General features: G+C 40.5%; 21 protein-coding genes. 12 read left to right on the top strand and 9 right to left on the bottom strand.

The features are described from left to right. Positions 1 to 103: 103 nt before the first annotated feature. Both PseudUWO311_RS13545 and PseudUWO311_RS13540 read right to left on the bottom strand, forming a co-directional pair. Entirely contained in the window at positions 104 to 760 is a 657-nt protein-coding gene (locus tag PseudUWO311_RS13545) for an Npun_F0813 family protein (RefSeq protein WP_142655769.1), read from the bottom strand. A gap of 202 nt (positions 761 to 962) precedes the next feature. Then, positions 963 to 2438 carry a hypothetical protein gene (locus PseudUWO311_RS13540; protein ID WP_142655768.1) on the bottom strand — a complete coding sequence of 492 codons (1476 nt, stop codon included), beginning with the start codon at positions 2436 to 2438 and terminating at the stop codon, positions 963 to 965. Positions 2439 to 2756: 318 nt separating this feature from the next. Here PseudUWO311_RS13540 and PseudUWO311_RS13535 point away from each other — a divergent pair, with 318 nt between their 5' ends. The 5 genes from PseudUWO311_RS13535 to PseudUWO311_RS13515 all read left to right on the top strand — a co-directional run bounded on the left by PseudUWO311_RS13535 (position 2757) and on the right by PseudUWO311_RS13515 (position 10527). Further along, positions 2757 to 5426: a replicative DNA helicase gene (locus PseudUWO311_RS13535; RefSeq protein WP_142655767.1), complete on the top strand. Its 2670-nt coding sequence runs from the start codon at positions 2757 to 2759 to the stop codon at positions 5424 to 5426. A gap of 115 nt (positions 5427 to 5541) precedes the next feature. Further along, entirely contained in the window at positions 5542 to 6138 is a 597-nt protein-coding gene (locus PseudUWO311_RS13530; RefSeq protein WP_142655766.1) for an antibiotic biosynthesis monooxygenase, read from the top strand. A 215-nt stretch (positions 6139 to 6353) separates the two neighbouring features. Then, the gene (locus tag PseudUWO311_RS13525; protein WP_142655765.1) at positions 6354 to 7199 is read left to right on the top strand and encodes a hypothetical protein; all 846 of its coding nucleotides are present in this window, start codon (positions 6354 to 6356) and stop codon (positions 7197 to 7199) included. A gap of 121 nt (positions 7200 to 7320) precedes the next feature. Beyond that, positions 7321 to 9333, top strand: a complete 2013-nt coding sequence (locus PseudUWO311_RS13520; protein ID WP_142655764.1) for an HAD family hydrolase — start codon at positions 7321 to 7323, stop codon at positions 9331 to 9333. A gap of 63 nt (positions 9334 to 9396) precedes the next feature. Next, entirely contained in the window at positions 9397 to 10527 is a 1131-nt protein-coding gene (locus tag PseudUWO311_RS13515) for a CO2 hydration protein (protein WP_142655763.1), read from the top strand. A 55-nt stretch (positions 10528 to 10582) separates the two neighbouring features. Here PseudUWO311_RS13515 and PseudUWO311_RS13510 read toward each other — a convergent pair whose 3' ends face one another. The 4 genes from PseudUWO311_RS13510 to PseudUWO311_RS13495 all read right to left on the bottom strand — a co-directional run bounded on the left by PseudUWO311_RS13510 (position 10583) and on the right by PseudUWO311_RS13495 (position 14503). After that, positions 10583 to 11167: an O-methyltransferase gene (locus PseudUWO311_RS13510; protein ID WP_142655762.1), complete on the bottom strand. Its 585-nt coding sequence runs from the start codon at positions 11165 to 11167 to the stop codon at positions 10583 to 10585. An 8-nt stretch (positions 11168 to 11175) separates the two neighbouring features. Then, the gene (locus PseudUWO311_RS13505; protein WP_142655761.1) at positions 11176 to 12561 is read right to left on the bottom strand and encodes an FtsX-like permease family protein; all 1386 of its coding nucleotides are present in this window, start codon (positions 12559 to 12561) and stop codon (positions 11176 to 11178) included. A 60-nt stretch (positions 12562 to 12621) separates the two neighbouring features. After that, positions 12622 to 13878, bottom strand: a complete 1257-nt coding sequence (locus PseudUWO311_RS13500) for an ABC exporter membrane fusion protein (protein ID WP_142655760.1) — start codon at positions 13876 to 13878, stop codon at positions 12622 to 12624. Between the two features lie 316 nt (positions 13879 to 14194). After that, the gene (locus PseudUWO311_RS13495) at positions 14195 to 14503 is read right to left on the bottom strand and encodes a hypothetical protein (protein WP_142655759.1); all 309 of its coding nucleotides are present in this window, start codon (positions 14501 to 14503) and stop codon (positions 14195 to 14197) included. A 122-nt stretch (positions 14504 to 14625) separates the two neighbouring features. Between PseudUWO311_RS13495 and PseudUWO311_RS13490 the strand changes: the two genes are divergently transcribed. Then, positions 14626 to 15480 carry an Rpn family recombination-promoting nuclease/putative transposase gene (locus PseudUWO311_RS13490; protein ID WP_142655758.1) on the top strand — a complete coding sequence of 285 codons (855 nt, stop codon included), beginning with the start codon at positions 14626 to 14628 and terminating at the stop codon, positions 15478 to 15480. Between the two features lie 61 nt (positions 15481 to 15541). Here PseudUWO311_RS13490 and argJ read toward each other — a convergent pair whose 3' ends face one another. The 3 genes from argJ to PseudUWO311_RS13475 form a co-directional block, all read right to left on the bottom strand. Further along, complete coding sequence (argJ, locus tag PseudUWO311_RS13485; RefSeq protein ID WP_142655757.1) at positions 15542 to 16753, bottom strand: bifunctional ornithine acetyltransferase/N-acetylglutamate synthase; 1212 nt, start codon at positions 16751 to 16753, stop codon at positions 15542 to 15544. Positions 16754 to 16812: 59 nt separating this feature from the next. Further along, on the bottom strand, positions 16813 to 17295 hold the full coding sequence (locus PseudUWO311_RS13480; protein WP_142655756.1) for an acyl-CoA thioesterase: 483 nt from the start codon (positions 17293 to 17295) through the stop codon (positions 16813 to 16815). Positions 17296 to 17379: 84 nt separating this feature from the next. Then, complete coding sequence (locus PseudUWO311_RS13475; RefSeq protein WP_142655755.1) at positions 17380 to 17763, bottom strand: DUF3110 domain-containing protein; 384 nt, start codon at positions 17761 to 17763, stop codon at positions 17380 to 17382. 143 nt (positions 17764 to 17906) lie between these two features. Between PseudUWO311_RS13475 and PseudUWO311_RS13470 the strand changes: the two genes are divergently transcribed. The 6 genes from PseudUWO311_RS13470 to patD all read left to right on the top strand — a co-directional run bounded on the left by PseudUWO311_RS13470 (position 17907) and on the right by patD (position 25073). Then, the gene (locus PseudUWO311_RS13470; protein WP_142655754.1) at positions 17907 to 18452 is read left to right on the top strand and encodes a WcaF family extracellular polysaccharide biosynthesis acetyltransferase; all 546 of its coding nucleotides are present in this window, start codon (positions 17907 to 17909) and stop codon (positions 18450 to 18452) included. Positions 18453 to 18505: 53 nt separating this feature from the next. Beyond that, a complete protein-coding gene (locus tag PseudUWO311_RS13465) occupies positions 18506 to 19456 on the top strand; it encodes a class I SAM-dependent methyltransferase (protein WP_142655753.1) in 951 nt (316 codons plus the stop codon). A gap of 372 nt (positions 19457 to 19828) precedes the next feature. Beyond that, positions 19829 to 22867: an alpha-mannosidase gene (locus PseudUWO311_RS13460; protein ID WP_142655752.1), complete on the top strand. Its 3039-nt coding sequence runs from the start codon at positions 19829 to 19831 to the stop codon at positions 22865 to 22867. Between the two features lie 169 nt (positions 22868 to 23036). Further along, positions 23037 to 23795: a hypothetical protein gene (locus PseudUWO311_RS13455; RefSeq protein WP_223807570.1), complete on the top strand. Its 759-nt coding sequence runs from the start codon at positions 23037 to 23039 to the stop codon at positions 23793 to 23795. 108 nt (positions 23796 to 23903) lie between these two features. Then, complete coding sequence (locus PseudUWO311_RS13450; protein WP_142655751.1) at positions 23904 to 24620, top strand: hypothetical protein; 717 nt, start codon at positions 23904 to 23906, stop codon at positions 24618 to 24620. Between the two features lie 108 nt (positions 24621 to 24728). Further along, complete coding sequence (patD, locus tag PseudUWO311_RS13445; protein WP_142655750.1) at positions 24729 to 25073, top strand: heterocyst frequency control protein PatD; 345 nt, start codon at positions 24729 to 24731, stop codon at positions 25071 to 25073. Positions 25074 to 25205: the final 132 nt, after the last annotated feature.

Genomic DNA, 25205 nt, shown 5'->3' with positions numbered 1-25205 from the left:
TAGCTACAACCATAAGAAATCAAAGTATTTAAAAAAAGAAAATAACAAGTATTGTGCTACAAGTCATAACTTTAGAAGAAAACATAGAAAGTAGCCAGTTAGATTACTTCCAGAGCTTACCTTTAGGAGTTTTTGTCAGCCAAGCAGTTACGGATGCTGATTCAGGTAATTCATTTAAAGCTGCGATCGCACTCTCGACAAAACTATTATTTCCAAAATAGGAAGTTGCTAGTCGATGTACTTCACCTAAAAGAAGCTGCAATTTGCTTTCATCCCAGTTGGGGATTTGCACACTATTAAGTGGATTGATCGACAAAACTGCTTCTAGAGCCGAAATTGTTTCGCTTTGAGCAAATTTTCCTTGTTGCATGAACTTAAGTAAATCTTGCTTGAATGAACCTGCTTGCCTAACACCAAGGAGATCTTCAACATCAATATACACAGCTTGTAATATGAGTAAACAGCCCTGAACAAGATGTGTACCTACGGAAGAACTCTGAGTAGATGCTGTATGGAGTTGGTCTAGTTTGACTCGACCCCACACGCTAAAACGCTGAGGCTCTTCTAATAATACGCAAGCTTTGCCTTTGTTATCAGTTAAGTCACGCCAAAGTGCTAAAGCCTCATCTCGATTATCTCCAAACATGTTGAGCAACCGAAATGTTTGCCCCTGATATTGCAAAATCGGTATTTGTTGGTCTTTGTTTTGTGGGTTTTGGACGTTAACGATCTCAACGTCTTGGCGCTTCAGGATGAACATGTATCTACTGTTGACTTAACTGATGTTACCAGTAGCAACAAATCGTGGCTACCTAATGCCAAGGTTAATGATAATGCCAAAATCACATTAAAGTCTTGAAAATTTAAAATAAAACATTAACTTGGAGCATAGGCGTTAACCTTTGGAGGAAAAAATGAGAGGGTGTTAGTTACGGTGCTTTGCGCTACAACGCTCTCTTGGGTCATAACAAAACGGCTTTTGGTATAGGCAGGATAATTAGTACTGCGATCGCAACTAATATCATGCCGATTAGATCGCGAGTTTTACCAATTTCCATGCGTTCATTCAAAATAAGAGAGCGTGGGGTGGGTAATAAAAATAATAAGAAGCAGTAAATCCGTAGCCAAGGTTGTGCAAGCAAAGCGATCGCCAACAATACTAGTCTTGCGATCCGCGCAATTTGGATGGCTTGCCTATGCCCAAACATAGCAATTATAAGATTGCCTCCGTCCAATAAATCAAATGGCATTAGTTGGAAAGCGCTAAGAGCTAATCCAGCCCAGCCAGCTAGGGTAAGTGGAGAAAAGGTGGAGATCGCGTCTGAAGTAGTTGCAGTTTTACCTAAGGAAAAAATTGTTTGCAATATTGTTGCAAAAATCGAGTTTTTGATATCGAAGGTATTTAAGTTTGTAATTAATAAAGATGGCGCGATCTCAGGATCGATTAGCGGCAGAGCTGCGGGAATTAGCATCCAGTTTCCCAAAAACAATAAAAAGATGGAGATTACCAAGCCCGCAATGGCTGGAATCACGGCTAGATCAAAAATGATGCGTCGCTGATGTGTGGGGTTTAGTTCTCCTGTGGGGAGATTGGTATTTAAACTGCCTAACAAGCCAAAACCACCTAAGCATGGCAGTGAAAATGGTGGTAGAAGTTGCAATCTATAGTGTTTGGTTATGTAGTATTGCGTGATCGCCCTTGCAATAAAAATGCTAGTTATACCTAAAAAGTAAGGAATTCCTTGCTGTAAGTTGCTTAAACTTAAAGATTCAATTCGCTGATTTGCACCTACAACTAATATGGTGAAAGCAGTCAATACGATACTAATAATGCTTGCAATCCAACTTTGGCGATCGCTTAAAGCAAGTTGAGAGTTAGATAAATGCTTTGGTGTTAAATAAAAGCAGTAGTTTGTTTCGTTTCCCTGACTATTTTGATCTCTACCAAAGCTTGTACCTAAATTTTCTAATGGACTTTCTTGTAAATAACAGACAAAACGATCGCCAAATGTATTTTGAATATTTTGGTTAATAGTTTCGTAGGTATATTTAGGATTTTGCGATCGCAGATTTCCTCGACAGTATATTTCTTGAGGGCGATATTCTAAGCCTGTCAGATGGTAAACATTGGAGGAGAAACAATCTTTGAGTGCCTTTTCTTCGGTGATATCAAGGTTGATGACTTCTGGATTTAAGTTGAGAGATGTGGAGAAACTGCTATATATCCATACACATAGCAAAAATACAAGTATCACAAAAGTTAATGGCAATGCTATGGGATTAAACTTTGTCCATGCGATCGCTAAACTTGGCAAGGCAACCGCCAGAATCCACAAAATAAATATTTGAGTTTGATTGTTGGCGCGTTGCTGTGACCGTTGATGGTAGATCGCTACACATCCTGCTACCACAAAAACAAATATTTCCTCAAATCTCATATAAATTGCTCATCACTACAAGCACTATAGCAACGCAAGAGATAGCTTGGACAAATCAAAACCCAAATAAAGAGAGGCGGCGCTTCGCGCCGCCTCTCTTTATTTGGGTTTTATGTCCTAAGTAAAATGGGAATTAAAACCCCAAAATCTGTACCTTCCGCTGCGCGGGCGATAAAGATTTTGGGGTTTTATATTTAGTTGTGCCTAGGTAACTAGGTTTTAATTTTGCAATTAAAACCTAGAATTATGAATGCACTCAAACCTAGCCTCCAACTTTCTAAGTATTTTCTCCAGACAGCAAACTAGTCAGCAAGTTATATGAGCCAAGATTTTGAATCTATCAGCGATCGCCTACCACCACAAAACATTGAGGCAGAGGAGGCTGTCTTAGGTGGCATCTTGATCGACCCAGAGGCAGTTTCCCGAGTACTAGATACTTTGCGTCCTGAAATGTTCTATGTAGCGGCACATCAGGAGATTTTTCGGGCTTGCCTGATGTTACATAATCAGTCTAATCCCACAGACATGATGAGCTTGACAACATGGCTAAGCGATCGCGATATGCTCGAAAAAATAGGTGGTCAAACTAAAATCGCTCAACTATGCGATCGCACCGTTAGCGCCGTCAATATCGATTTTTATGCGCAATTAGTTGCTGATAAATATGCCCGACGTAAACTTGCTGAAGCTGCTAGAGGCGTAGTCGAAATAAGTTATAGCAATGAAATTGAATTGCCACAACTTCTTGATCAATCTGAGCAGAAAATTTTTGCAGTCACTCAATCCCGTGCTCAACAAGGGCTAGTTCCTGCCGCTGACATTCTTACGAAAACCTTTTATGAATTAGAAAATCGTTTTAATTCTCTAGGTACGGGTAATTCAACGGCTACGGGGTTAATTACAGGATTTTATGATTTCGACGCGATGACTAACGGATTACAGCGATCGGATCTGATTGTTCTCGCTGGTCGTCCGTCAATGGGGAAAACTGCCTTCGGTTTAGAAATAGCGCGAAAAATGGCAGAAATCCATCGTTTGCCTGTGGCTATTTTTAGTTTGGAAATGTCGAAGGAGCAGTTGGTTTATCGTCTACTAGCTAGTCAGTCCAAAGTTCGTTCCAGTGATATGGGGATCGATAGTAATCGCCTCCGCACTGGACAAATTAGCGAAAATGAATGGGGGACTGTGGCGATGGCGATTAGTGGGCTATCTGAGTTGCCGCTATTTATTGACGATACACCCAATCCGCCAATTACGGAATTACGCTCTAAGGCTCGTCGATTGCAGTCAGAAAAGGGAGGGGTGCTAGGTTTAATTTTGATTGATTATTTGCAATTAATGGAAGGCTCTGGTTCCGATAATCGGGTGCAGGAAATTTCCAGAATTACGCGATCTCTAAAAGCTTTAGCGCGTGAATTGAATGTACCAGTAATTGCTCTATCCCAACTAAGCCGAGGCGTAGAAGCAAGAACTAATAAGCGTCCAATGCTTTCTGACTTGAGAGAATCTGGGTGTCTTAGTGGTGATTCGTTAATCACAATGGCAGACACAGGCGCAGAAATTTCCATTCGCGATCTTGTCGGTAAATCAGATTTTGCAATCTGGGCAGTTAATCCCCAGACCTTTAAGAGAGAACGAGCAATAGTGAGTAATGCTTTTTGCACTGGTTCTAAACCCGTTTACCAACTCAAAACTCAATTGGGGCGATCAATTAAAGCCACTGCAAATCATCAATTTCTGACAATTCAAGGATGGAAGAGACTTGATGAATTACAAATAGGCGATTGCATAGCCATGCCTCGGCAGATTCCCAGTCCAGAATTACAAACAATGGGAGAAACTGAACTAGCTCTGTTGGGGCATTTGATTGGAGATGGTTGCACATTGCCACGTCATGCAATTCAATACACCACTAGAGAAATTGATCTAGCAGAATTAGTGTCAAGTTTAGCAACTGAAGTATTTCGCGAACAAATTTCACCAAGGATCAAACAAGAGCGAGATTGGTATCAAGTTTATTTAGAATCTGCTTATCACCTAACTCACGGTGTTAAAAATCCTGTTACTAAATGGTTAGAAAATCTTGGTGTATTTGGTTTGCGATCGCATGAAAAATTTATTCCATGCCAAGTTTTTGAACAACCTCAAGAAGCGATCGCCCTCTTTTTGCGGCATCTATGGGCTACTGATGGTTGTATTCTCACAAGTAAGAAATCTTACTATCCCGTAGTTTACTATGCTTCTAGTAGTGAGAAATTATCAACAGGCGTACAGTCTTTATTGTTGAGAATAGGTATTAATGCAACTCTACGGGTTGTATCGCAAGGTCAGAAAGGACGTGATCAATATCATGTTGTTGTAGGCGGTAAGCCCGATCTAGAAAAATTTATCAATCTTGTTGGTGCAGTTGGTAAATACAAGCAAGAAGCTCTGCAATCAATCAATATATATATAAATAACTCTGGGAAAGCTAATACTAATAGAGATTTAATCCCTAAAGAAGCCTGGAAAATGCATGTAAATATAGCTAGAGAAGAAATGGGGTTAACAACTAGGCAAATGCAAGCTAGTCTTGGTATGAAATATTGCGGTACGAGTCTTTACAAAAATGCAATTGGTCGAGATCGCGCCTATAAGCTATCTGAAATTTTGGAGTCAGAGGATATTCTAAATCTTGCTACTAGTGATATTTACTGGGACAAAGTAAAAACTATTGATTTGTTTGAAGAAGAATTGGTGTATGACTTGACAGTGCCAATCTTGGCTAACTTTGTGGCAAATAATTTTTATGTGCATAACAGTATTGAGCAGGATGCGGATTTAGTGATTAATTTATATCGTGATGAATATTACAATCCAGAAACACCTGATCGCGGAGTTGCTGAAATTATTATTGCCAAACATCGTAATGGGCCAGTTGGAACAGTTAAATTACTCTTTGAACCGCGCTTAACTAAGTTTGAGAATATGGCTTCTAGTCGCAGTTAAGATCACAAACCTAATATTTGGTGAGGCGGGCTTCGCCCGCCTCACCAAATATTAGGTTTTATTTAGAGATATAATTTAGATAAGCTCAACTATAGCTAGACTATCTAGCTACTCTATGCAGAATCTTGGACAGAATTCAGATCCGATTACCTTAGTTATCTCAGAAGTCGTTGAGTCACATCTTATAGAAGAGTATGAAACTTGGACAAAAGGAATTAATCAATCAGCTCAACAGTTTGAGGGGTTTATGGGGGTTGAGATCATTCGTCCTCGTGATCATCAATATCCAGAATATGTAGTTATCGTCAAATTTGACAACTATGCTCATTGCAAAAATTGGCTTGCTTCACCTGTTTATCAACAATGGATGCAAAGATCTGAAGAATTTATCTCCAATAGATCTCAACAACATCAGCAAAATGGATTAGAGATATGGTTTAGCTTGCCTAAGAGTAAATCAGTAAATCCAAAAGAGCCACCTTATTATAAGCAAGTAATTATTGGTGTGATTACAGTTTATCCGCTGATTTTGCTCTCTAACTTGCTTGTAGCTCCATTGTTGCAAGGACTACCTGCGCTATTAAGCTTACTAATCTCAGTTACTTTTATATCTGCTTTACTGTCTTATCCAGTTATGCCATATATAACTAAAATACTAGCCTTTTGGCTCTATCCCTCATCTCAAAAACGAGCTAAGAAAAAAAGAAAGTAAATGAGGCACTTAATGATTCATTTGCTTTCTTTTTATTTTATTCGCGATCGCAATATTTCGGCTTTATAATTGCTTAGTAATCATCATTAAAGCAATTTACGATCAAGAAAACACAATAAACTTTTGAAAGTGTTATGTAGCAGCACTTTCAAAAGTTTATTGGTTTAAATTTGAGCGCAAAGCGCTTTAAAACAACTAACTTTGAAGAGGAATGAATGGTAAACATTGGTTATCACGCGGCAAAAATTCAAGGTAATTTTCTTCGCTCTATCTATAAATCTAGCCTGTCAAACTTAGTTAGTTTTCCGATCGCCCAAGAGCGCCAAGTCCCTATTAAAGTATATGCCCTATCATGTGAACGAGACTTACCCGAACAGGTAGCCAGTCTACGATCTTTCCTTCGCTATGTAGGAATTCCTAAAGCATTTACGATCATGTCTGATGGAAGTTATACGGAAGAGAGCATTAAATTGCTTCGTCGTGTACATCCCTGTGTAGATGTTCAACTTCTGACTAAATTCCAAAGGGATGACTTGCCCCAATCCGTCTATGAGTATGCATCTCAGCAGGCCATGGGCAAAAAATTAGCGGCTCTGATGTCCATTCCTATTGAGGAAGCCACACTTTACACGGATTCAGACATTTTGTTTTTTCAAGGAGCTTCGGATTTAGCTGAATTAGCAACTGCTTTAGAGGATGTCCATACTTACTATCTTCCCGACTGCAAAAGCTCATTAGACAAACGGCTTATTTATGAGGATATTGAACAGCAAAATCCAATTAATGCAGGATTTATTCTATTCAAAAAAACCTTGAATTGGGATGTATCTGTGCAAAGATTGGCTAGCCTAAAAGAGCCTCCAAATTATTTCTCTGAACAAACGATTGTCAATCTAACGATCAAACTAAATAAAGGCAATGCTCTTGCTAGGGAGAAATACATTATGAATGTTGATGATCAGTTTATGTATTCAGACAAATTTGTTTCTAAGCAAATTGCCATGAGACATTATGTAAGTGATATTAGGCATAAATTTTGGCAATCGGTCTTTATTAACTAACAAACGAACTAGAATAATTTTTTTAAACTTCTTGCAAGGCAGAGCTTTTTAAAAATTTATTAGCTCGGATCTGATAACACAACGCTATTACTCCTCAAAAGAATCAAATATCTTTATCTATATGACCCCAATATTTAGCTTTGATATTTTTGATACTCTGCTCACAAGAATAGTAAGTGAACCAACTGAAATCTTTAAAATCTGTGGCGATCGCGCTTTGCAGTTTGGCTGGATCAATTTCTCAGCCCAAACCTTTTATGAGATTAGAGTTAACGCTGAACAGCGATCACGTCTGTTCTATGAAGCTGGAGAAGCTAATCTAGATGAGATCTATCGCGAAATTGCGAACACCTTAGAAATTGAGGCGGAAACCATTGACAAACTCAAAAATCTAGAATTAGAAGTTGAATTGGAATATCTAGTGGCTGTTCCTAGGGCTTATCAACTGATCGAACAAGCAAGGCGATCGCACCCAAACATTTTGTTCCTATCAGATATGTACTTACCTGAGTCCTTTCTGGAAGGACAGCTCAAGTATCATGGCTTTTGGCAAGAAGGCGATCAGCTTTATGTATCTTCACAGGAGCGAAAATCTAAGGGAAGAGGCGATCTGTTTTTACAGGTTTTAAAAGATTTAAACTTGCATCCTGAAGATATCACTCATGTCGGTAACAATTGGCAGTCTGATGTTACTCAGCCTCGATCGTTAGGGATTAATTCTATTTACTTTAATGATGCAAATCCAAATCGTTATGAATTAATACTCCAAAAATATACTGATGCTACGAATGGAATTACTTCTCTTTGGGCAGGTATATCTCGCTATACACGTCTCAATAGAGAGACACAAACACCAAAAGAATCAATTGTTCGAGATATTGCGGCTTCCGTTGCTGCACCGATCTTAACCGCCTATACAATTTGGATTTTGCAACAGGCTAAGGCAAAACAACTCGCCCGCATTTACTTCTTAGCAAGGGATGGGGAAATGTTGCTACAAATTGCCAAGGAGCTTGCTCCGAAGATTTATCCAGAAGTAGAACTTCGTTATCTCTATGTCAGCCGTCAAGCATTGAGAATGCCTGGGCTAACTAAGATTAACAAAGCTTTTTGGGAATGGATGTTTGATGATACGACTTTTTTTACTATTGATAGTCTGCTTGCCCGAATGTGTCTCGATCACCAAGCTGCCAAGCCAATTTTTGAGCCGTTGGGCTATCCCGAAGCGTCTTGGCAAAAAGATTTAACAGCAAAAGAAAGAATTTCGCTACGATCTAAGCTAGAACAGCATCAACCTTTACATACGTTAGTTCTCCAAGTTGCGGAGCGGAAACGCGAAGTTTTAAAAGCTTATTTACTTCAGGAGAAAATGCTTGATGGAAAAGCCTTTGGCTTGGTTGATGTCGGCTGGCGAGGTAGTTTACAGCTTTCTCTAGAAAATGCTTTTGAGATGTTTGGTACTAGGATGCCCATCGGCTTCTATTTTGCCTTGGATAAACCTACTGGCGGACTTAAGCATAAAGGAGAAGCACTTGCCTTTTTCTTTAATTTAAATAATTCTGTGGGACTTCGCAATGATATCGACTATCGTTATGTGTCTGCGATGGAAGTCTTTTGTGCAGGCTGTGAAGGCACAACCCTTGAGTATACTTTGCAAGCCGACGGTTCGGTAGTTCCATTGCTCAAGCATAAGAGTAATGAACCTGCTCTGGGCTGGGGGCTAAAATCTTTTCAGCAATCTGTAGTAGATTTTGTTCGTCTTCTGGTGGAGCGATCGCCTGCTGATTTTTCTTTCGATACTTCTCCCAAATTATTGCGTGAAGCCTTAGATGAAATGTTTCTTGCTTTTAATAACTCACCAACGCAACAGGAGGCAGAGGCATTCATGGATTGTCCATTTTTTGATGATCCCAATGAGCTTTATCACTTTTATTGGGCAATGCCTTTACGCTTAGGTGATGTCATTAAATATGCGATCGCAAAACAGGATGGCTTTAATGTGCATCGCAATGCATGGAGTGAAGCAAGTCTGCAAGTTAGCTCTCCACTGGTCAAAAAATTAGTACCCTTGGCGATTATCCAACGCAAGTTGCTGAAGCGGTTAAAAAAATTGCTTCTGGCTAAAACCCAATAAGTAAGGTTGGCGAAGCACACCTTACTTATTGGGTTTTAGCCAGAAGCATTGTAAAATTTGGTTATGAGTGTATCGAGTCAAAATAAAATTATTGAACCAGCCCTTGCTGCGGTAAAGCAACGCCTAGAATCAGGTGGTGCATTGCTTCCAGATTCCCCTGAGAACTTGCTAGAGGTTGTTGGCATCCTCAAAAGCTATGGTGTCGTGCTGGGTGAATATTATCGGAATCTCACCTATATTTCTGAGCATCAGTTTCTCGTGTTTTTTCCATTTTTTAAGTTTTTTAATGGTGATTTCTCCTTAAATAAACTCGGTCGCCATTGGTGGCACGATCGCATCAATTTTGAATTTGCTGAATATTGCATGAAAGCAATGTTTTGGCATGGCGGTGGCGGTCTAGACGCTTATTTAGACTCCGAAGAATTTAAAAAATTTGCCAAGTTAGCGATCGCTGCCAAAGTTGGTAGGAATCCGTTAACGGCGTTGGTAAATCAATTATTTCCAGATTTTTTGCTAGAGCAGGTGCGATTAATGACCTACTACAGTGCTCTGGGGTATTTTTGGTCGTTTATGTCGCCGCTGTTTTTAGACTTAAGCGATCGCTATGATCGCGGTGAAATTAAGAGTATTCCCGATGTTGTGCAGCATGTTCAAAATGGTCTAGTTACCAACGCTAGTGTGCCTTACGTTTATAAAGTATCGATCAATGGCAAAGATTACGAAATCGTACCTGCATCAGCAAATTTGACGTTTCTAATGGATACAGCTGTGCCCTATGTGGAGGCTGTATTTTTCCGTTCTTTTCCATTTCGTGGCACGGTTTCTTACAATGCCCAAGCGCATCAAATTTCTACGGAAATTTCGCAATTCAACTATGGTGTACTATACGCCGATCATCTGCCCGTAGGCGGTGCAGGGATTCCACCCACATTGCTGATGCAAGATATGCGGCATTTTTTGCCAGACTATTTGCATGAGATTTACAAAAAAGGCGATCGCGGTGAAGAGGATTTACTGGTCAAGATTTGTCTCTCTTTCCAAAAGTCGATGTTTTGCGTAACTACAGCTGCTCTGAGAGGTTTAGCACCCCATGCGTTGGAAACTGAAGATCCTCAAGAAAAGCAAGCTAATGACAAATTTCTTGCTCCTTTTTTAGATCGTCTATCGCGATCGCGTTTATATACATTGCAATAAATTAAAAAATCCAAGAAATAAAAAAGCGGCGCTTAGCGCCGCTTTTTTATTTTGCCTATTTCTTTGCAGCGATTATAACTCCACTAGCCCAACTTATTTTAGTTATACTCAACTCACTACGGTTCTCAAGCTCAGAAATCAGCGCATTTACCTTTAATTCGTGACCTTCTGGCCAGTTACTCTGAGGCAACATATCATCAATAACATATAATCCTCCAGACTTTAAACATTGCAGAACCTCCTCAAAATGAGTGTATTTACCTGCCCATGTATCCGCAAAAATTATATCAAACTGCTCTTTACCACTGCTCAATTGCTGAATCAAATCACCAGCATCTCCTACATGAAAGGTTACTCGTGAATCTTCTCCTAGATACTCTTTCGCAATAGCTACAAGCTCTGCATTATTCTCAACTGATAGTAGCGTTGATTGTGAATCCATTCCATTCAGAATCCACGCTGTCGATACTCCTGTTCCAGTGCCAAGTTCTAAAAATCGACTTGAGGGCTTACTTGTGACTAGAGTATGCAGCAATGAGCCAACAAGAGGGTCTGACACCATCTGAAATCCAATGCTTTCGGTCTTCTCTAAAATATCTTGGATACTTTTAAAGCTTTTAACGTTTTCTAAGTCATTCATATCGCTCTCTATCCGAATATCTCCGCAGGATCGGCAGATTGGACTTTGCGTAGGGATATCGCACCGGAAATTACGCACATGACTATTGTTAAGAGCATAACTGGAATTGCTTTGTCCCAAATATACAAAGGTAATAATGTCGCATTTTTGGTGAGATTATATAGAAAGAAAGAAATTCCTAATCCTGGGATAAAGCCTAAAATCGATAGTGCAAAAGCTTCTTGAATTACAACTTGAGCTAAGTATAGATTGCCATAACCCATCGCTTTTAGAGTTGCATATTCAGCGAGGTGATCGGAGACATCAGTATAGAGAATCTGGTAGACAATCACAATTCCTACGATAAAACCCATCACAGTTCCAAGAGTAAAAATAAAGCCGATCGCAGTGCTTTTTTGCCAATAGCCTTTCTCAAAGTCAATATAGCCTTGGATCGTCAAGATTCTTGTATCATCGATCGCAGCATCCTCAGTCTTTTTCAGATCTTCAACTGTTAAATCAGATTTGGAAATCACTACTTTGTTTTTATCTTCTTCACTAGTAATTTTGCCATCTGCACCGATCTTCTCTTGAAACAAACTCCGAATTCGTTTGCCATCGGGTTGTAATTTTTCACGCGGCAAAACTACTTTGTCACTGGGCTGACTAAGGATAAAGTTTCGCATCGCTTCATAGGGAGATGCGTCAGGTTTTAAATTAACCAAACCTACATTAATTAATCCCGCACGTCGATTATCAAAAATTCTTAGGAAGTTAGTGTCACTAGTAATCATTGCGCCATCAGCGGCAAAAGATGCTCCTAGCTCAAATAGTCCGCCGACAGTAAGTTTGCGATTAGCCACTTCACGGCTGACCAAATGATTGCAGACAAAAGCTTCATCATTAAATTGGGATTTTAAAGCTAAAGTGCCACATTCGCCAACAATTGGGCCAAATTCCGCACGAGAGGCACGATCGAATAGAACTACGTCTTGAGTTTTAACGCGATCGATATTTGATATGGAACCTGGCATCTTAAAAACCTTAGCATCAGGATTTGCGCCTAGGACGAGAATGTTTCGAGTTTGTCCTGCTGGGTCTTCTTTGATTTTCCATGCGCCAATGCCAATGTAAAGAGGATTTACAGAAGCGACTTCTTTCATTCCTAAAGCTTGATATAGGCGGCGCTGAGAGAAGTTCCGCATCCCTACTAAATTAGTAGATTGAGGGCTGATCATCACTAAATCACCCACTAAATTACTTTGTAGTCGAATTGCACTGTTAAATAGAGCATCGCGGAATCCTAATTGCAAAAACATTAAGACCACCGCAAATGTAATTCCTGCGATCGCAACTAGTAGACGGCTTTTTTCGTAAGTAAGTTGTAGCCAAGCAAGAGGTACGGCAAAAATCATAAATTCATCTAGCGATTTTAAAAAATATTTGAAAGTTAATGAGCGCGATTTGCGCTTTCATTAGCTTTCAATCTTGACTCTGACTTGCAAATTGGTAAGCCCTGCAACCTTTTTACTGTCATCTAACTTAATCTTGACTTCGATAATCCGCACATCAGTTTTGGCGGCTGGGTCAGTTCCGAGAACATCATTTTTGGCAATCCGTAAACCAATACGATCAACTTTGCCCGTAATCAGACCTTCAAAAGCTTCACTCTCAATCGTGGCAGTCTGTCCAACCTTGATTTTGCCGATATCAGTCTCATAGATTTCTGCAACTACATACATCTGACTAGTATTGCCAAGATCCATGACTCCATTTGTCTGGCTGACGACTTCACCAGTTTTAGAGTTGATTTTAAGAACTTGTCCATCAATCGGAGCACGAACTTGCGCTAGATCAAGATCAACTTCTGCTTTTTTGACATTGACGATCGCAGTTTGAAGTTGAGCTTCGGCAAATTGGACATCAGTCGGACGAACTTCTCTAATGCTACTAAGCAAACCCTGAGACTGACGCAACTGGAATTGTGCTTGCTGAATTTGTTGCTGAGCTTGCATAAATTGACCTTGCAAAGTCTCAACCTTGAGGCGATAAGTATCAAGAACAGTTTGGGAAATTGCGCCTTCCTTGAAAACTTCAAGAAAGCGATTGTAATCTCGACCTGCAATTTCTAATTCAGCCTTAATTCTGGAGGCATTGGCTTCTAAAGATTTGATATTGGCGGCGGCAGACATGACGTTACCTTCTTGGGCAACAATATCACCACTTTTTGCGCCTGAGCGAACTCTAGCAAGGTTGCGATCGCTTTCTTGAGCTTGGCTTTGTGCTTGGAGTAATGCTGCTACAGAGCGATCGTAACTGTCGAGAATGGCAATCACTTGTCCTTGTTTGACGGTATCGCCTTCTTTGACCATCAATTTCACAATACGCGATGTGCCCAGTGCTGAGGGTGAGGCAACTTTGATAACTTCGCCTTGTGGCTCTAAGCGCCCTAATGCACTGATGGCTTTTGGCTGATCTTTGGTGTTGGTATTGGTTGCTGGCGTAGGCGCGGGGTTACTGCTAAAACGCCCGATCACAAACCAAATACTTACGCCCAGTAAGGCTAGGGCAAGTGCGATCGCAGGGATTAAAAATTTGTTGGAGCCTTTTGAGCCTAGGGCGTTTTTCATATTGCTAGGTTGATTTCTGGCAGAGGTGCTTGGTGTATCTCTCATACTACTGATTTCCGTAGACGTTTCTACCTGTTTGTCCGCCTGTTCATCTACTTGCATATGCTCTTTGCCTCTTTAATACTTCAAACCAGATTTTAAAAACTAGCCAATAGTTTACCAAGCTATAACAGTTTGTCCATGCCTCAGGCATCCTACATTAGCGCTAACTTCGTAAAGTAAATCTAAAAATTTTTTCAGGATAAGGCGCTTACTTCCTTGTTTTTATGTTCGCGATCGCCAAAATCCTAATTTTTAAAAAGCAACTTGCGATCGCTATTTTTGAATTGTGTATGCGATCTCAAAAATCCTCACTTTCAAGAAGCAACCTGCGATCACTATTTTTGAAATATGTCAGCTTGTGAAAGATCACAAAAAACTAAAGATGGCAATTTGGAGAAATTCTTATTTCAACTATGTATTTATAATCTTGAATCTCCTTCGATTGCCAAAAATTTAAAAAGCGAAAAATTCGGGCGCTTTTACAATCGATTTGGAGGATTTTGTTTTCTATCCAAGTTATTCTCAGATCTTCCACTTTATCTGCAATAAGTTGTGAGTGTTCGAGCGGTAATTCCTTGCTGCTTGTTCCTTTAGGTAGAATAAATAAGTTATAACTTACAGAGGTGGTTGCACCTCCATCACTTTTCCTTAAAACTGCATCAACTTCACCATCTGGTGATTTCACTCGATAATGTTCCTTGTTTGATACCTCAGAGAATGGAATTGCGTTGCATCCAAAAGAGTAAAAGCTGAAGAACAAAAAAATATAGCCTAAGAAAATTTTATGATTCATTACTTCTAAAACAGATGTATGACAATACCTGCAAGTTTCTAGCTGAGAACTTCCCCGAAGACTTTGCCTGTTGGCTCTTGGGGAAATCTATTCCGCTAACCAAACTTGAACCATCGGAACTCTCCGCCGAGCCAATCCGTGCAGATTCCGTCATATTTCTAGAGTCGTCGGAAATAGTTGTGCATTTGGAGTTCCAGACCAAAACCGATGAGACAATGGCTTATCGGATGGCGAATTATTGGTTGAGACTTTACGGAAAATATCCGACTAAAGAAATTCATCAAACTGTCATCTATTTAAAGCCAACAAAATCACCACTTGCATACCAAACCAGCTTTAGCTCTAAGCAGCTAAACCATGAATTTAATGTCATTCGTCTCTGGGAACAACCCACTGACATCTTTCGGCAATACCTTGGGCTATTGCCACTCGCTGTCTTAACCCAAACAAGCAACCCTGAAGCAACTTTAAGGGATGTGGCAAGACAAATTACTCATATTGCCGATAAACGAGTCCAAAGTAACGTGGCAGCATCTACCGCTATAATATCGGGTATAGCCTTAGACAAAGCAATCATCCAAAGACTACTAAGGAGTGAAATCATGAAAGAATCAGTGATTTATCAGGATATTTTACTGGAAGGCGAGGCAAAAGGCAAAGCTGAAGGCAAAGCTGAAGGTAAGGCTGAAGGCAAGGCTGAAACTGCTCGTCAAATAGCTCTAAACATGTTGCTTTCAAATGTCTCCACAGATTTAGTTGCCCAATTTACTGGACTAACTCTAAAACAAGTCCAAAAACTGCAAAAGATTTCCACAAAACAGCCCAAGATGCCTAAGTCTTTAAAACCAAAGCGATCGCCTAAAGTTTAACTTTTAAAAAATAACCCGTGATCGATATATAAAAAAGAGGCGTGCAAAGCACGCCTCTTTTTTAAGTTGTGTATTCAGCGTTGATCTTGACGTAATCGTAGCTGAGATCACAGCCCCATGCAGTGCCATCACCACTACCATCACCGACACCGACATTAATGATTACGGTGTCATTTTTGAGATAGTCACTAGCAGCATTGCGATCGTATTCCTGCGGTGTGCCATCCTTCATCATTACAAAACCACCCAGTTGAATATTCAACAAATCTTGATTGAAATCAACACCCGATCGCCCTGCGGCGGCGGCAATTCTGCCCCAGTTCGGATCGTTACCAAAAATTGCGGATTTTACAAGCGATGAACCGACAATGGTTTTGGCAATTTGACGAGCAGCCTCGGTGCTAGATGCGCCAGTGACATTGACCTCAATCATGCAGGTTGCGCCTTCACCATCACGAGCGATCGCCTTAGCTAAGCTCATGCAAACCTCTTTGAGCATTGACTGTATCTGCTGCGCTGCATCAGAATCTTCATCATCAATAGTTACGCCAGACTGACCATTGCAAAGTGCCAACACCATGTCATTGGTGCTGGTGTCGCCATCGACAGTAACCTGATTGAAGCTGGCATCGATAGAACTAGACAACATCTTTTGCCAAAGCTTTGGCTCTACTCCCGCATCGCAAGTGACAAAGCCCAGCATCGTCGCCATATTGGGGTGAATCATCCCCGATCCTTTGCAGATGCCGCCAATTCTAACTGGCTTACCATCGATCACCGTTTCTAAGGCAATACTCTTGGGCACAGTGTCCGTGGTCATGATCGATCGCGAAGCATCTTCACCACCGTCGGGTGAAATTAATGGGGCAATTTTGGCAATGCCTGCCCGCATCTTTTCCATCAGCAATTGCTTACCGATGACACCAGTAGAAGCCACCAAAACGCCATCTGAGGTATTTAAAGCTTTCTGTACAAGTTCAGCGCATTCAACGGCATTGCGCCAGCCCTCTACACCTGTACTGGCATTGGCTTGACCCGCATTGCAGAGGATCGTACTGATGTAGCCGCCCTTAGCTAATACTTCACGGTTAAAGTCCACACAGGCGGCTCTGACGCAAGACTTGGTAAATACACCTGCGGCGATCGCAGGGACATCGGAGGCGATCAAAGTTAGGTCAGGTGCGCCCGATGGTTTCAGTCCTGCTGTAATCCCTGCTGCTTTATAGCCCTTTGCTGCGGTCACACCGCCTGCAATTACTTGCCAATTTGCCATGATTTGATTGATTTCCTCAGTTACTATGCATTTAAACCTCGCAATGCGAGGTTTAAAACTTAAATTCCCGTAAGCTTAGCGATCGCCCCTTCTAAGGAGCTTGGTAGCGATCGCAACAACTTACGTTTTTCAAAATCTACAGGTACGAGGGTAACCACTGCTGTTACACATAGATCTGTTTCAGTGCGAATTTGATATTCCCAGTTCAGGCGGACTTTATCTGGTACAAGCCTAGTCATTACCAGCACATCATCACCCATTCGCGCCGAGCGGTGATAGCGCAGATTCATCTCGGCAACGGGTAAGTCCACACCCGCTGAAACTAACTCCTCAAAGCTCATACCTACAGTGCGTAAGCATTCTACCCTTGCCTCTTCCATCCAAGTTAGATAAGTACCATGCCACACTACGCCCGCATAGTCAGTGTGATGAGGATAAACACGTACAGGATAGTTAAACCAACCATCACTTTCATTACCTTCAGCTGTCGGTTCAAATTTGGTAATGATGTTGGTTAAAGTATTGGAAGGTAGATCAGACATCGTGGTAATACCTATAACAAATTCTAATCAGGTTTTGTAGTTCTGAGTTTGTCATCGATATGTGGAAAGACAAATTGAGAATCACTACAGTAAATTCTCTAGACGACGACGCATCATGGCAATTACGGGATCTTCTACCTCATCCTCATCATCTGATTCTGGTAAATTGCGATCGCGATCGCTAGACCAATCAGTTTTGTCAACATTTTTCTCAGGAGGAACCAACAAAGCATCGGTCGGTACAATGTTTAAGTCATAGCCTGCTTCTTCACAAAATTCTTCTAAATCTTGCTTGTCGATGCGTTCAACTGTCGGCGACAAAAAATCTTGAGCCTCCAATAGACCTGCATAACGAATCGCGTCATCCTCTTGCTCAAAGGCGACAATAATATTATTGCCTTCAATTTCTAGAGTATAAATACCTTCGTTATCGGTGTTGGCGTTAAACAGCAATACCCAAACTTGCATAGAAAAAACTCGACCATTCAAAAAGCTCTAATATTGTATAACATGCCTACTCCAAGATTTTTATTGAGAGCATTGCAAAGCAATGCTCTCAATAAAAATCTTGGATTTTATTTCAGTTCAGAACGCTGTGAGGAGCTACAACTTTGCGCCTTGATCGCTACACAACGGGTACATATACAACAGGCGCAACGATCTGGAAACAGGTGCTTTGGTACTTTGTAGGAGAGCCTTTAGTGCGTAGTTATTTAATCCCTTTTTCGGGTTTGAAGGTTAATATTTTGCGTTGGTTTGGGGCAGAAATTGGGCAGGGGGTGAGGATTAAAACTGGGGTGCGGGTCAAATTTCCTTGGCGCTTGGTGATCAAAGATTTTGTTTGGATCGGGGAAGATGTTTGGCTAGATAATCTCGATTTGATTACAATCGAAAGCCATTGCTGTATTTCGCAAGGGGTTTACCTCTGTACGGGTAATCACGACTGGCGCGATCGCAGTTTTGCCCTTAGCACCGCCCCAATTTATATCGAAGCAGGTAGTTGGATCGCAGCGCGAGCGATTGTTGCCGCAGGGGTAAGAGTCGGGCAGGGCGCTGTTTTGGGCTTAGGCAGCGTTGCGACGCGATCACTAGAACCAATGACAATTTACCTCGGCAATCCCGCGATCGCCATGAAGCCACGTAAAATCAGAGAGTAGCAAGTTAATCCTGTTACGCTTTAATTTCAGGAATTAAATTTTTAAAATTAATTATGACTGTTGCAACTTCAAATCCGACCCCAAAAATTGGACTAGCTTCCCGTTTAGTAAATGGTCTTTTATCGATCGCGCCTTTATTTAACATAGCTAAGCAACGCGCTCGGAAAATGATGATCGAACGTGCTGAGTCGATGGGCGTAAACTGGCTTCAAATTGCCGCCGATCTCCAAAAACAAGATCTTGAAGCTGAACTAATCCAGGTTCGAAATCCAAACTTAAAGTATCCTGAATATTATCTTAAGCCTTTTCATGCTTATGAAGAAGGTAACCTTGGCTGGTTGCCTGCAACTGAAGTAGAATCTGCGGCATATGCTGTTCACTCTCGCATCTGGAAGGATGAAACACCTCCAATTGAGGGTGATGCGAGGTTGCGTCAGAGCTATTTTGATATTGTGAAAGAAAAGATTAGCACTCAGCCTCAGGATATTCTCGATATCGGTTGCAGTGTGGGCATGAGTACTTTCGCGCTCCATAACGCTTATCCTCAAGCCAAAATTACTGGGCTGGATTTGTCACCACATTTTTTAGCGATCGCAAATTACAATACTCGTACCAAACATCCTGAATTAGCAGAAAATCAACAAGTACAATGGATTCATGCCACCGCCGAACAAACAGGATTACCTGATAGTTCCTTCGATTTTGTTTCCTGCTTTCTGCTATTCCACGAGTTACCTCAAGAGGCTTCTCGCCAAATCCTGCGGGAGATGCGCCGTGTTTTGCGGCCTAATGGTCACTTTGCACTCATGGATATGAATCCCTATTCAGATATCTATGTCAAAATGCCCCCCTATATTTTGACTCTACTCAAAAGTACGGAACCATATCTCGATCAGTACTTCTCTTTTGACCTCGCATCTGAATTAGTTGCCGCAGGTTTTGAGGCTCCAACGAGCATCGCTAATACACCACGTCATCGTACTGTGATTGCTAAAGCAGCTTAAAGTGCTTTGCACCTAAAACAAACCAGAACAAAATTTTAAAAAGTGTTGCTTTACACCACTTTTTAAAATTTTGCTCTGGCTTGTTTTCCATGTAATGGTCAAGCGAATAAATAAAGTACCATTCCAGATTTTAGAGAATTGGTGGGGCGGCGAAGCCGCCCCACCAATTCTGGTTTTATATTTGCTACTTTATTAAATTGCACAGCCCTAAGGAAGATGGCAGTATTGGACGCAATCACAACTAGCTGAGTGGGCTATACAGCAAAACACGTCAGTTTATATCATTATTTTCTGTAACCGAAAGATTCGTGGTGTCTAAATGAGTAAACTGGTTTAAGTAACGTTTAACTCGAATTGGGAGATATAGATAGAATGATTGATTTAGTGACAAGTCTGACTAAAGTTATTGAACAATTAAAATCGCGATCGCGTTTATCTATACTCGACAATTGGCAAAGAGAAAATAAACAAGGTACTTGGGAGACTTTGCCAACAGTAAGCTCTAAGCAAAATAAGCCTATGGTATCTTTCTTGCAATGCGAGGAAGATATTCATCTAAGGCAAGCTTGGCAAGTGCCAGACAGCTATGCTGGATTATCGATAATCGGCTCTACTATTCGGCTAAATTTAATATGGTGGGTGGATATTTGCGAGGTGTGGATTAATGGCAGTAAAGTCCAAGAAGGAGATTTATTTGATCAAAAATGTCGGATTTTGTTAACTGATTATGCGGAACCTCATGAAGAATTTATCCTAGAGATCAAGCTAAATAGTCCTAAACACGACATAGGCGCATTGCAACTTTCAGAATTAATCTTTGAATATTTGCGTCAACCATGCGATCCTGATCAGTTAGCGATCGAATTAGAAATTCTCCAGACTTATATCCCAATTTTTACTAGGCATCAAGTTGATTTGCTAGCTCTTGAAACTGCCGCGAACAGATTAATTAATCTATTCGCAATGTCTGCATCGATTACAAGTGAAAGCTTCTTTGCGCATCTCGCGGAAATTCGCAAGCCGCTTCTGCAATATAGCGAATTCCTGAAACAGCGCCAGATTTATATGCTGGGGAATTCGCATATTGATGTGGCTTGGTTATGGGCGATCGCAGAAACTAAAGATGCAATGCAACGCACATTTACATCGGCTTTAAACATCCAAGAGCAATACCCAGAATTAATCTTCAATCAAAGTACAGCTGTCTCTTACCAATGGATGGAACGCGAATATCCTGAATTATTTGCCCGCATTCAATCTGCCGTTGCCGAGGGTAAATGGGAGCCGATCGGCGGTATGTGGGTGGAGCCAGATGGGAACTTGCCGAGTGGAGAATCTTTAATTAGACAAATTCTCTATGGTCAAGAATATTTTCGAGGGAAATTTAATAAAGAGGTCAAAATCGCATGGTTGCCAGACACCTTTGGGTTTCATTGGCAAGTGCCGCAGATCCTCTTAAAAAGTGGCTTTGAAGCATTTGTCACGCAAAAACTAATGTGGAATGACACTAACAAATTCCCGCATCAACTTTTTTGGTGGGAAGGTGTGGATGGAAGTCGTATCTTTACTTATTTTAGTAATGAGATTGGGCTGGGACTAGAGCCAGTCGCGATCGCTAAATATCTTGCTACTCAAGAAGAAAACCACGATATCCCTGAGACTGCATGGCTTTATGGTGTTGGCGATCATGGTGGGGGACCAACTGCGGATATGCTCGACATGGGACGCAAGTGGGCGGATTCACCCATCTTCTTTGAGATGCAGCCTAGCACATTAGAGGATTTTCTATTAAATCTAAAAGAGAAATTACCCACAGATTTACCAGTTTGGCAAGATGAACTCTATTTAGAATTTCATCGCGGCACATTTACCTCCAAAGCCGAACAAAAACGCCAAAACCGCCAAATTGAAGTCCTAATTGGCAATGCCGAAAAATATAGTGCGATCGCATCTTTAATTACAAATATTCCCTATCCTCAAACTCAATTAGAGAATGCTTGGCAAGGATTATTACTCAATCAATTTCATGATATTCTCACTGGCACATCAATTCCTGAAGTATTTACTGATGCCGATCGCACATGGACTGAGGCAAGAGAAATTTGCGATCGCCTTTTCCCCCGTGACATTCAAGAAAACACTAATTTGCAAGCATGGAATTTTCTCAACTGGTCGCGATCGCAGTTAGTCGAAAAGCCAGACGGTTCATTTTGTTGGCTAGCGAATATTCCTAGCTTTGGATTTGCAGAGATGGAATCTGGAGGAATTGTCGAGACAAATGAGCCTTTAAGTATTATTTCTGATAGTGAAAAGTTTTATCTAGAGAATAGATATCTTAAAGTTGAGGTTGAGCTTAAAATGGGTGCGATCGGGCAAATATTTGACAAGCGATCGCAAAAAGCGATCTTGCAATCACCCAGCACTCTAAAGTTCTTTGAAGACAAGGGACAATATTGGGATGCATGGAATATTGATCCAAATTATGAAAACAAAAAATTAGAATCGACAACGCTTGAAGCAATTGAGATTTCTAGCAATAGTAGCCTACAAGTATCAGTCCGCACCGTCCAAAAGTTCCGTAATTCAACCTTTATTCAAGAGATTCAACTATTAGCCTTTGAGCCATTTATTACTGTTAAAAATTGGGTGGAGTGGCAAGAGGAATATACCTTAGTCAAAGTAGCCTTTCCTGTGAATTGGCGATCGCCCTATGCTACTTACGAAATCCCAATGGGAACGATTCAGCGTAGTACGCTAGGCGAAACACTCGAATCAAAAGCAAAATGGGAAGTCTCTGCCCAATATTGGGCAGATATTGCGGTTTCTTCAATCCCAGAGAGTTTGCTCCCGCCTGCGGCGGGAGCAAACTCTGGGGTTGGTTTGAGTATTCTCAATGACAGTAAGTATGGCTATGACGCAAAGCCTGACTGTTTACGTTTAACTTTGCTGCGTAGTCCTAACTGGCCCAGTCCAAATAGCGATCGCGGTCATCATGAATTTACCTATCGCTTAGTTCCCCATCAAGGTGATTGGCGAGAAGCAAACATTGTCCAACTGGCTCAAGAGCTAAACAATCCTCTTGTGTTACAACATTCCCCAATTCCAAATTTACTAATTTCAAACAAGCGACAAAGTTTTTTAGAAGTTTCTGCCCCCAATATTATTCTCTCGGCTTTTAAGCGATCGCAGGATCAATCAGGCTGGATTATGCGTTTTTATGAGGCGCATGGGCAAACAACTGAGACGGAAATAGAGATTTCACTCGATTTATTGCAAGCAGAGAATATTTGGGAATGCGATTTGATGGAAAACAAAAACACGTTACTTTCTACAGATAAAGGGGAGTCTAATCACTTGAAAGTTACATTTAAGCCCTACGAAATTAAAACTTTTTTCTATTCCAACGATTAATAGCGTCGCGAAGCGACGCTATTAATCGTTGGACTTATGACTTACAGCAATTGCCGATTAAACGAGCCACAAGAAAAATTTTGAAAGCGTTGCTTCGCAATGCTTTCAAAATTTTTCTTGATTGGGGTTTGAGCACAAAGCACTGTAAGGAACATTTACTGTTCAAAAAATGTCCAGAGTTATCAAGTTTAACTTCAGCCCTAATAACTTTATGCCATTTTTTTCAGTTCTTATTGACTTACTTAGCGATCGCGATCGGTTCATTCAAGAAATCTATGACGGCATCAAAGTCAACACCAAAATATTTGGCTTGTTAGTTTGTAGCTCCATATTTTTAGCGATTTATGGCGGATTGATCGGTGCTGTTAGTTCTTGGATGCAGGTTTTATCCTCGGCAGCTAAGTTGCCATTTTTGTTTCTTATTACCCTAGCAATTTGCTTGCCTGCGCTCTATTTCTTTAATGTTTACTTCGGTGCAAAAACTCGTCTGAGTCAATATACGGCGATTTTACTTTGTGCAGTAACTATTACGAGTACTTTATTATTTGGTTTCGCGCCAGTCACTTTATTCTTCTTGATTACGACAGAAAGCTATTTCTTTTTCCTGTTGTTAAACGTTGTCATATTTACGTTAACAGGAATTATTGGAGTTTATTTTCTCTATCAAGTTTTACTGCCAAAAGTGGAAACTATTGTCTCAGATAAAGGCTTAGTGATAGAAGATACAGCGATCGACAAAAATCGCAAAGTACGGATATCGATTTTGAAGTTTTGGCTAGGGCTTTATGCTTTTGTTGGAAGTCAGATGGCTTGGACGCTCAGACCATTTTTTGGCTCCTTTGGCTCCAAATTCGATCTTTTCCGTCCGCGTGAAGGTAATTTTTATATGGCGGTCTGGAATGCTATTAAGCATTTATTTGTCTCTTAAATTTGAACTTATACCCAAAATCCAAAATAGAGTTGCGGCGCGAAGCGCCGCAACTCTATTTTGGGTTTTATTTCTTGATACACTTGGCGACAGCTATACCAAACAACCATGCAAACTGACATTAGGAATTTGCAGATCACCGAACAGGATCTAGAGAGGGTAACAGGAAAAGAGATTAGCCTTTTATTTATTGGAAGTGCTTATAGGATTTCTATGCTCCAAAGAAAAAAATGCTTGGTTCCTTTTTTACTGAACGAAGCTATCATCATATTCTTAATTTCAATTTTCAGTTTGCCAATTAGCATTTTGATCTTTCAATCTCTTGGGAGACCCATAGATAATCGTCAAGATCAAGTTGGGTTTGCCATTTTTGTCTTCGCATTTGTATTAATTCTGTTTGCTGGTTGGAACCTGTTTGCTTGGAAGAGAGCTAAAAAAATGGCTTGTTTATCACATCTTCTCGATGAAGTGGATAAATATAATCAAGTAATCGCAGCTATCGATATTTGCGATCGCCTAAAGTCTGCTAGCAATCAATCCGTAAATCGCGATCAGCACCTCGATCATCGCGAAGATATACTGCAAGCTCTTGAGCTAACTAGAGATAGTCTAATTTGTGGCTTAACTACAGAAAAAATCCTCCGAGAGCATCGGAACTTTTTAAGTAGTCATCACCAGCTTTTTGATAATATTGAGCAAAATCTAATTGCATTAGAGTCCTTAGAAGTTAAGAACCAAGCCGATCAGTATAGTTCTATGCTGAATGATGCATTAGTCATTGGTATGAATGTCCAGAAAGAGATGCTGAACTTACAAAAGCCATAGAGTGACAACGCTTCACGTCGTCACTCTATGGCTTTTATGTGCCGATACACTTGGCGATAAATTTATAGTCAAATGTTGTAGTATCAGATAAATTTCACTGCTAAGATCTTGTCACAAAATTATTTAGATTTAGTTCATGATTTGCAAAGTCAGTTAGAAATATTGCAAATTGCGATCGCCTCCCAAAAAGAACCTGCACCTGCGATCGCTAAGGATTGGCTGCGATCGCATCGCGAAATTCAAACATTTTTTCAGTCAAATCTTATAAATACTAATTTAGAGATAACACCGCAAAATTTATCTTTGCAAGTGGAAATTGATAAACAATTAAAAATGCTTGGCGTAGATTTAACAATGTTGCAAACTGCGCGTAGTCCCGCCACATGGCAAAAAAGGCATCAACAAGCCTGCAATCGCTTTGTTTTATTAGATCGCTATTTTCAAATGCATTAATTACATGAATTAACCACATGAATTAATCATATATATTAATCACTTGGATTAAACAAAGGGGTGCAAAGCATTTTACGGTAAACTCTTAGAATATCTAATAGATTTTAAGATAAACATAGTAAAAACTCTATA

It is taken from the genome of Pseudanabaena sp. UWO311, assembly GCF_006937785.1.
GTDB lineage: Bacteria > Cyanobacteriota > Cyanobacteriia > Pseudanabaenales > Pseudanabaenaceae > Pseudanabaena.
The sequence above is the reverse complement of the archived record's forward strand: the minus strand, read 5'-3'. Positions and strand labels throughout refer to the sequence as shown.

Excerpts from the sequence above, each read along its gene's own strand:
- PseudUWO311_RS13545 (WP_142655769.1), bottom strand. The coding sequence starts at position 760 with ATGTTCATCCTGAAGCGCCAAGACGTTGAGATCGTTAACGTCCAAAAC.
- PseudUWO311_RS13540 (WP_142655768.1), bottom strand. The coding sequence starts at position 2,438 with ATGAGATTTGAGGAAATATTTGTTTTTGTGGTAGCAGGATGTGTAGCG.
- PseudUWO311_RS13535 (WP_142655767.1), top strand. The coding sequence starts at position 2,757 with ATGAGCCAAGATTTTGAATCTATCAGCGATCGCCTACCACCACAAAAC.
- PseudUWO311_RS13530 (WP_142655766.1), top strand. The coding sequence starts at position 5,542 with ATGCAGAATCTTGGACAGAATTCAGATCCGATTACCTTAGTTATCTCA.
- PseudUWO311_RS13525 (WP_142655765.1), top strand. The coding sequence starts at position 6,354 with ATGGTAAACATTGGTTATCACGCGGCAAAAATTCAAGGTAATTTTCTT.
- PseudUWO311_RS13520 (WP_142655764.1), top strand. The coding sequence starts at position 7,321 with ATGACCCCAATATTTAGCTTTGATATTTTTGATACTCTGCTCACAAGA.
- PseudUWO311_RS13515 (WP_142655763.1), top strand. The coding sequence starts at position 9,397 with ATGAGTGTATCGAGTCAAAATAAAATTATTGAACCAGCCCTTGCTGCG.
- PseudUWO311_RS13510 (WP_142655762.1), bottom strand. The coding sequence starts at position 11,167 with ATGAATGACTTAGAAAACGTTAAAAGCTTTAAAAGTATCCAAGATATT.
- PseudUWO311_RS13505 (WP_142655761.1), bottom strand. The coding sequence starts at position 12,561 with ATGATTTTTGCCGTACCTCTTGCTTGGCTACAACTTACTTACGAAAAA.
- PseudUWO311_RS13500 (WP_142655760.1), bottom strand. The coding sequence starts at position 13,878 with ATGCAAGTAGATGAACAGGCGGACAAACAGGTAGAAACGTCTACGGAA.
- PseudUWO311_RS13490 (WP_142655758.1), top strand. The coding sequence starts at position 14,626 with ATGTATGACAATACCTGCAAGTTTCTAGCTGAGAACTTCCCCGAAGAC.
- argJ (WP_142655757.1), bottom strand. The coding sequence starts at position 16,753 with ATGGCAAATTGGCAAGTAATTGCAGGCGGTGTGACCGCAGCAAAGGGC.
- PseudUWO311_RS13480 (WP_142655756.1), bottom strand. The coding sequence starts at position 17,295 with ATGTCTGATCTACCTTCCAATACTTTAACCAACATCATTACCAAATTT.
- PseudUWO311_RS13475 (WP_142655755.1), bottom strand. The coding sequence starts at position 17,763 with ATGCAAGTTTGGGTATTGCTGTTTAACGCCAACACCGATAACGAAGGT.
- PseudUWO311_RS13465 (WP_142655753.1), top strand. The coding sequence starts at position 18,506 with ATGACTGTTGCAACTTCAAATCCGACCCCAAAAATTGGACTAGCTTCC.
- PseudUWO311_RS13460 (WP_142655752.1), top strand. The coding sequence starts at position 19,829 with ATGATTGATTTAGTGACAAGTCTGACTAAAGTTATTGAACAATTAAAA.
- PseudUWO311_RS13455 (WP_223807570.1), top strand. The coding sequence starts at position 23,037 with ATGTCCAGAGTTATCAAGTTTAACTTCAGCCCTAATAACTTTATGCCA.
- PseudUWO311_RS13450 (WP_142655751.1), top strand. The coding sequence starts at position 23,904 with ATGCAAACTGACATTAGGAATTTGCAGATCACCGAACAGGATCTAGAG.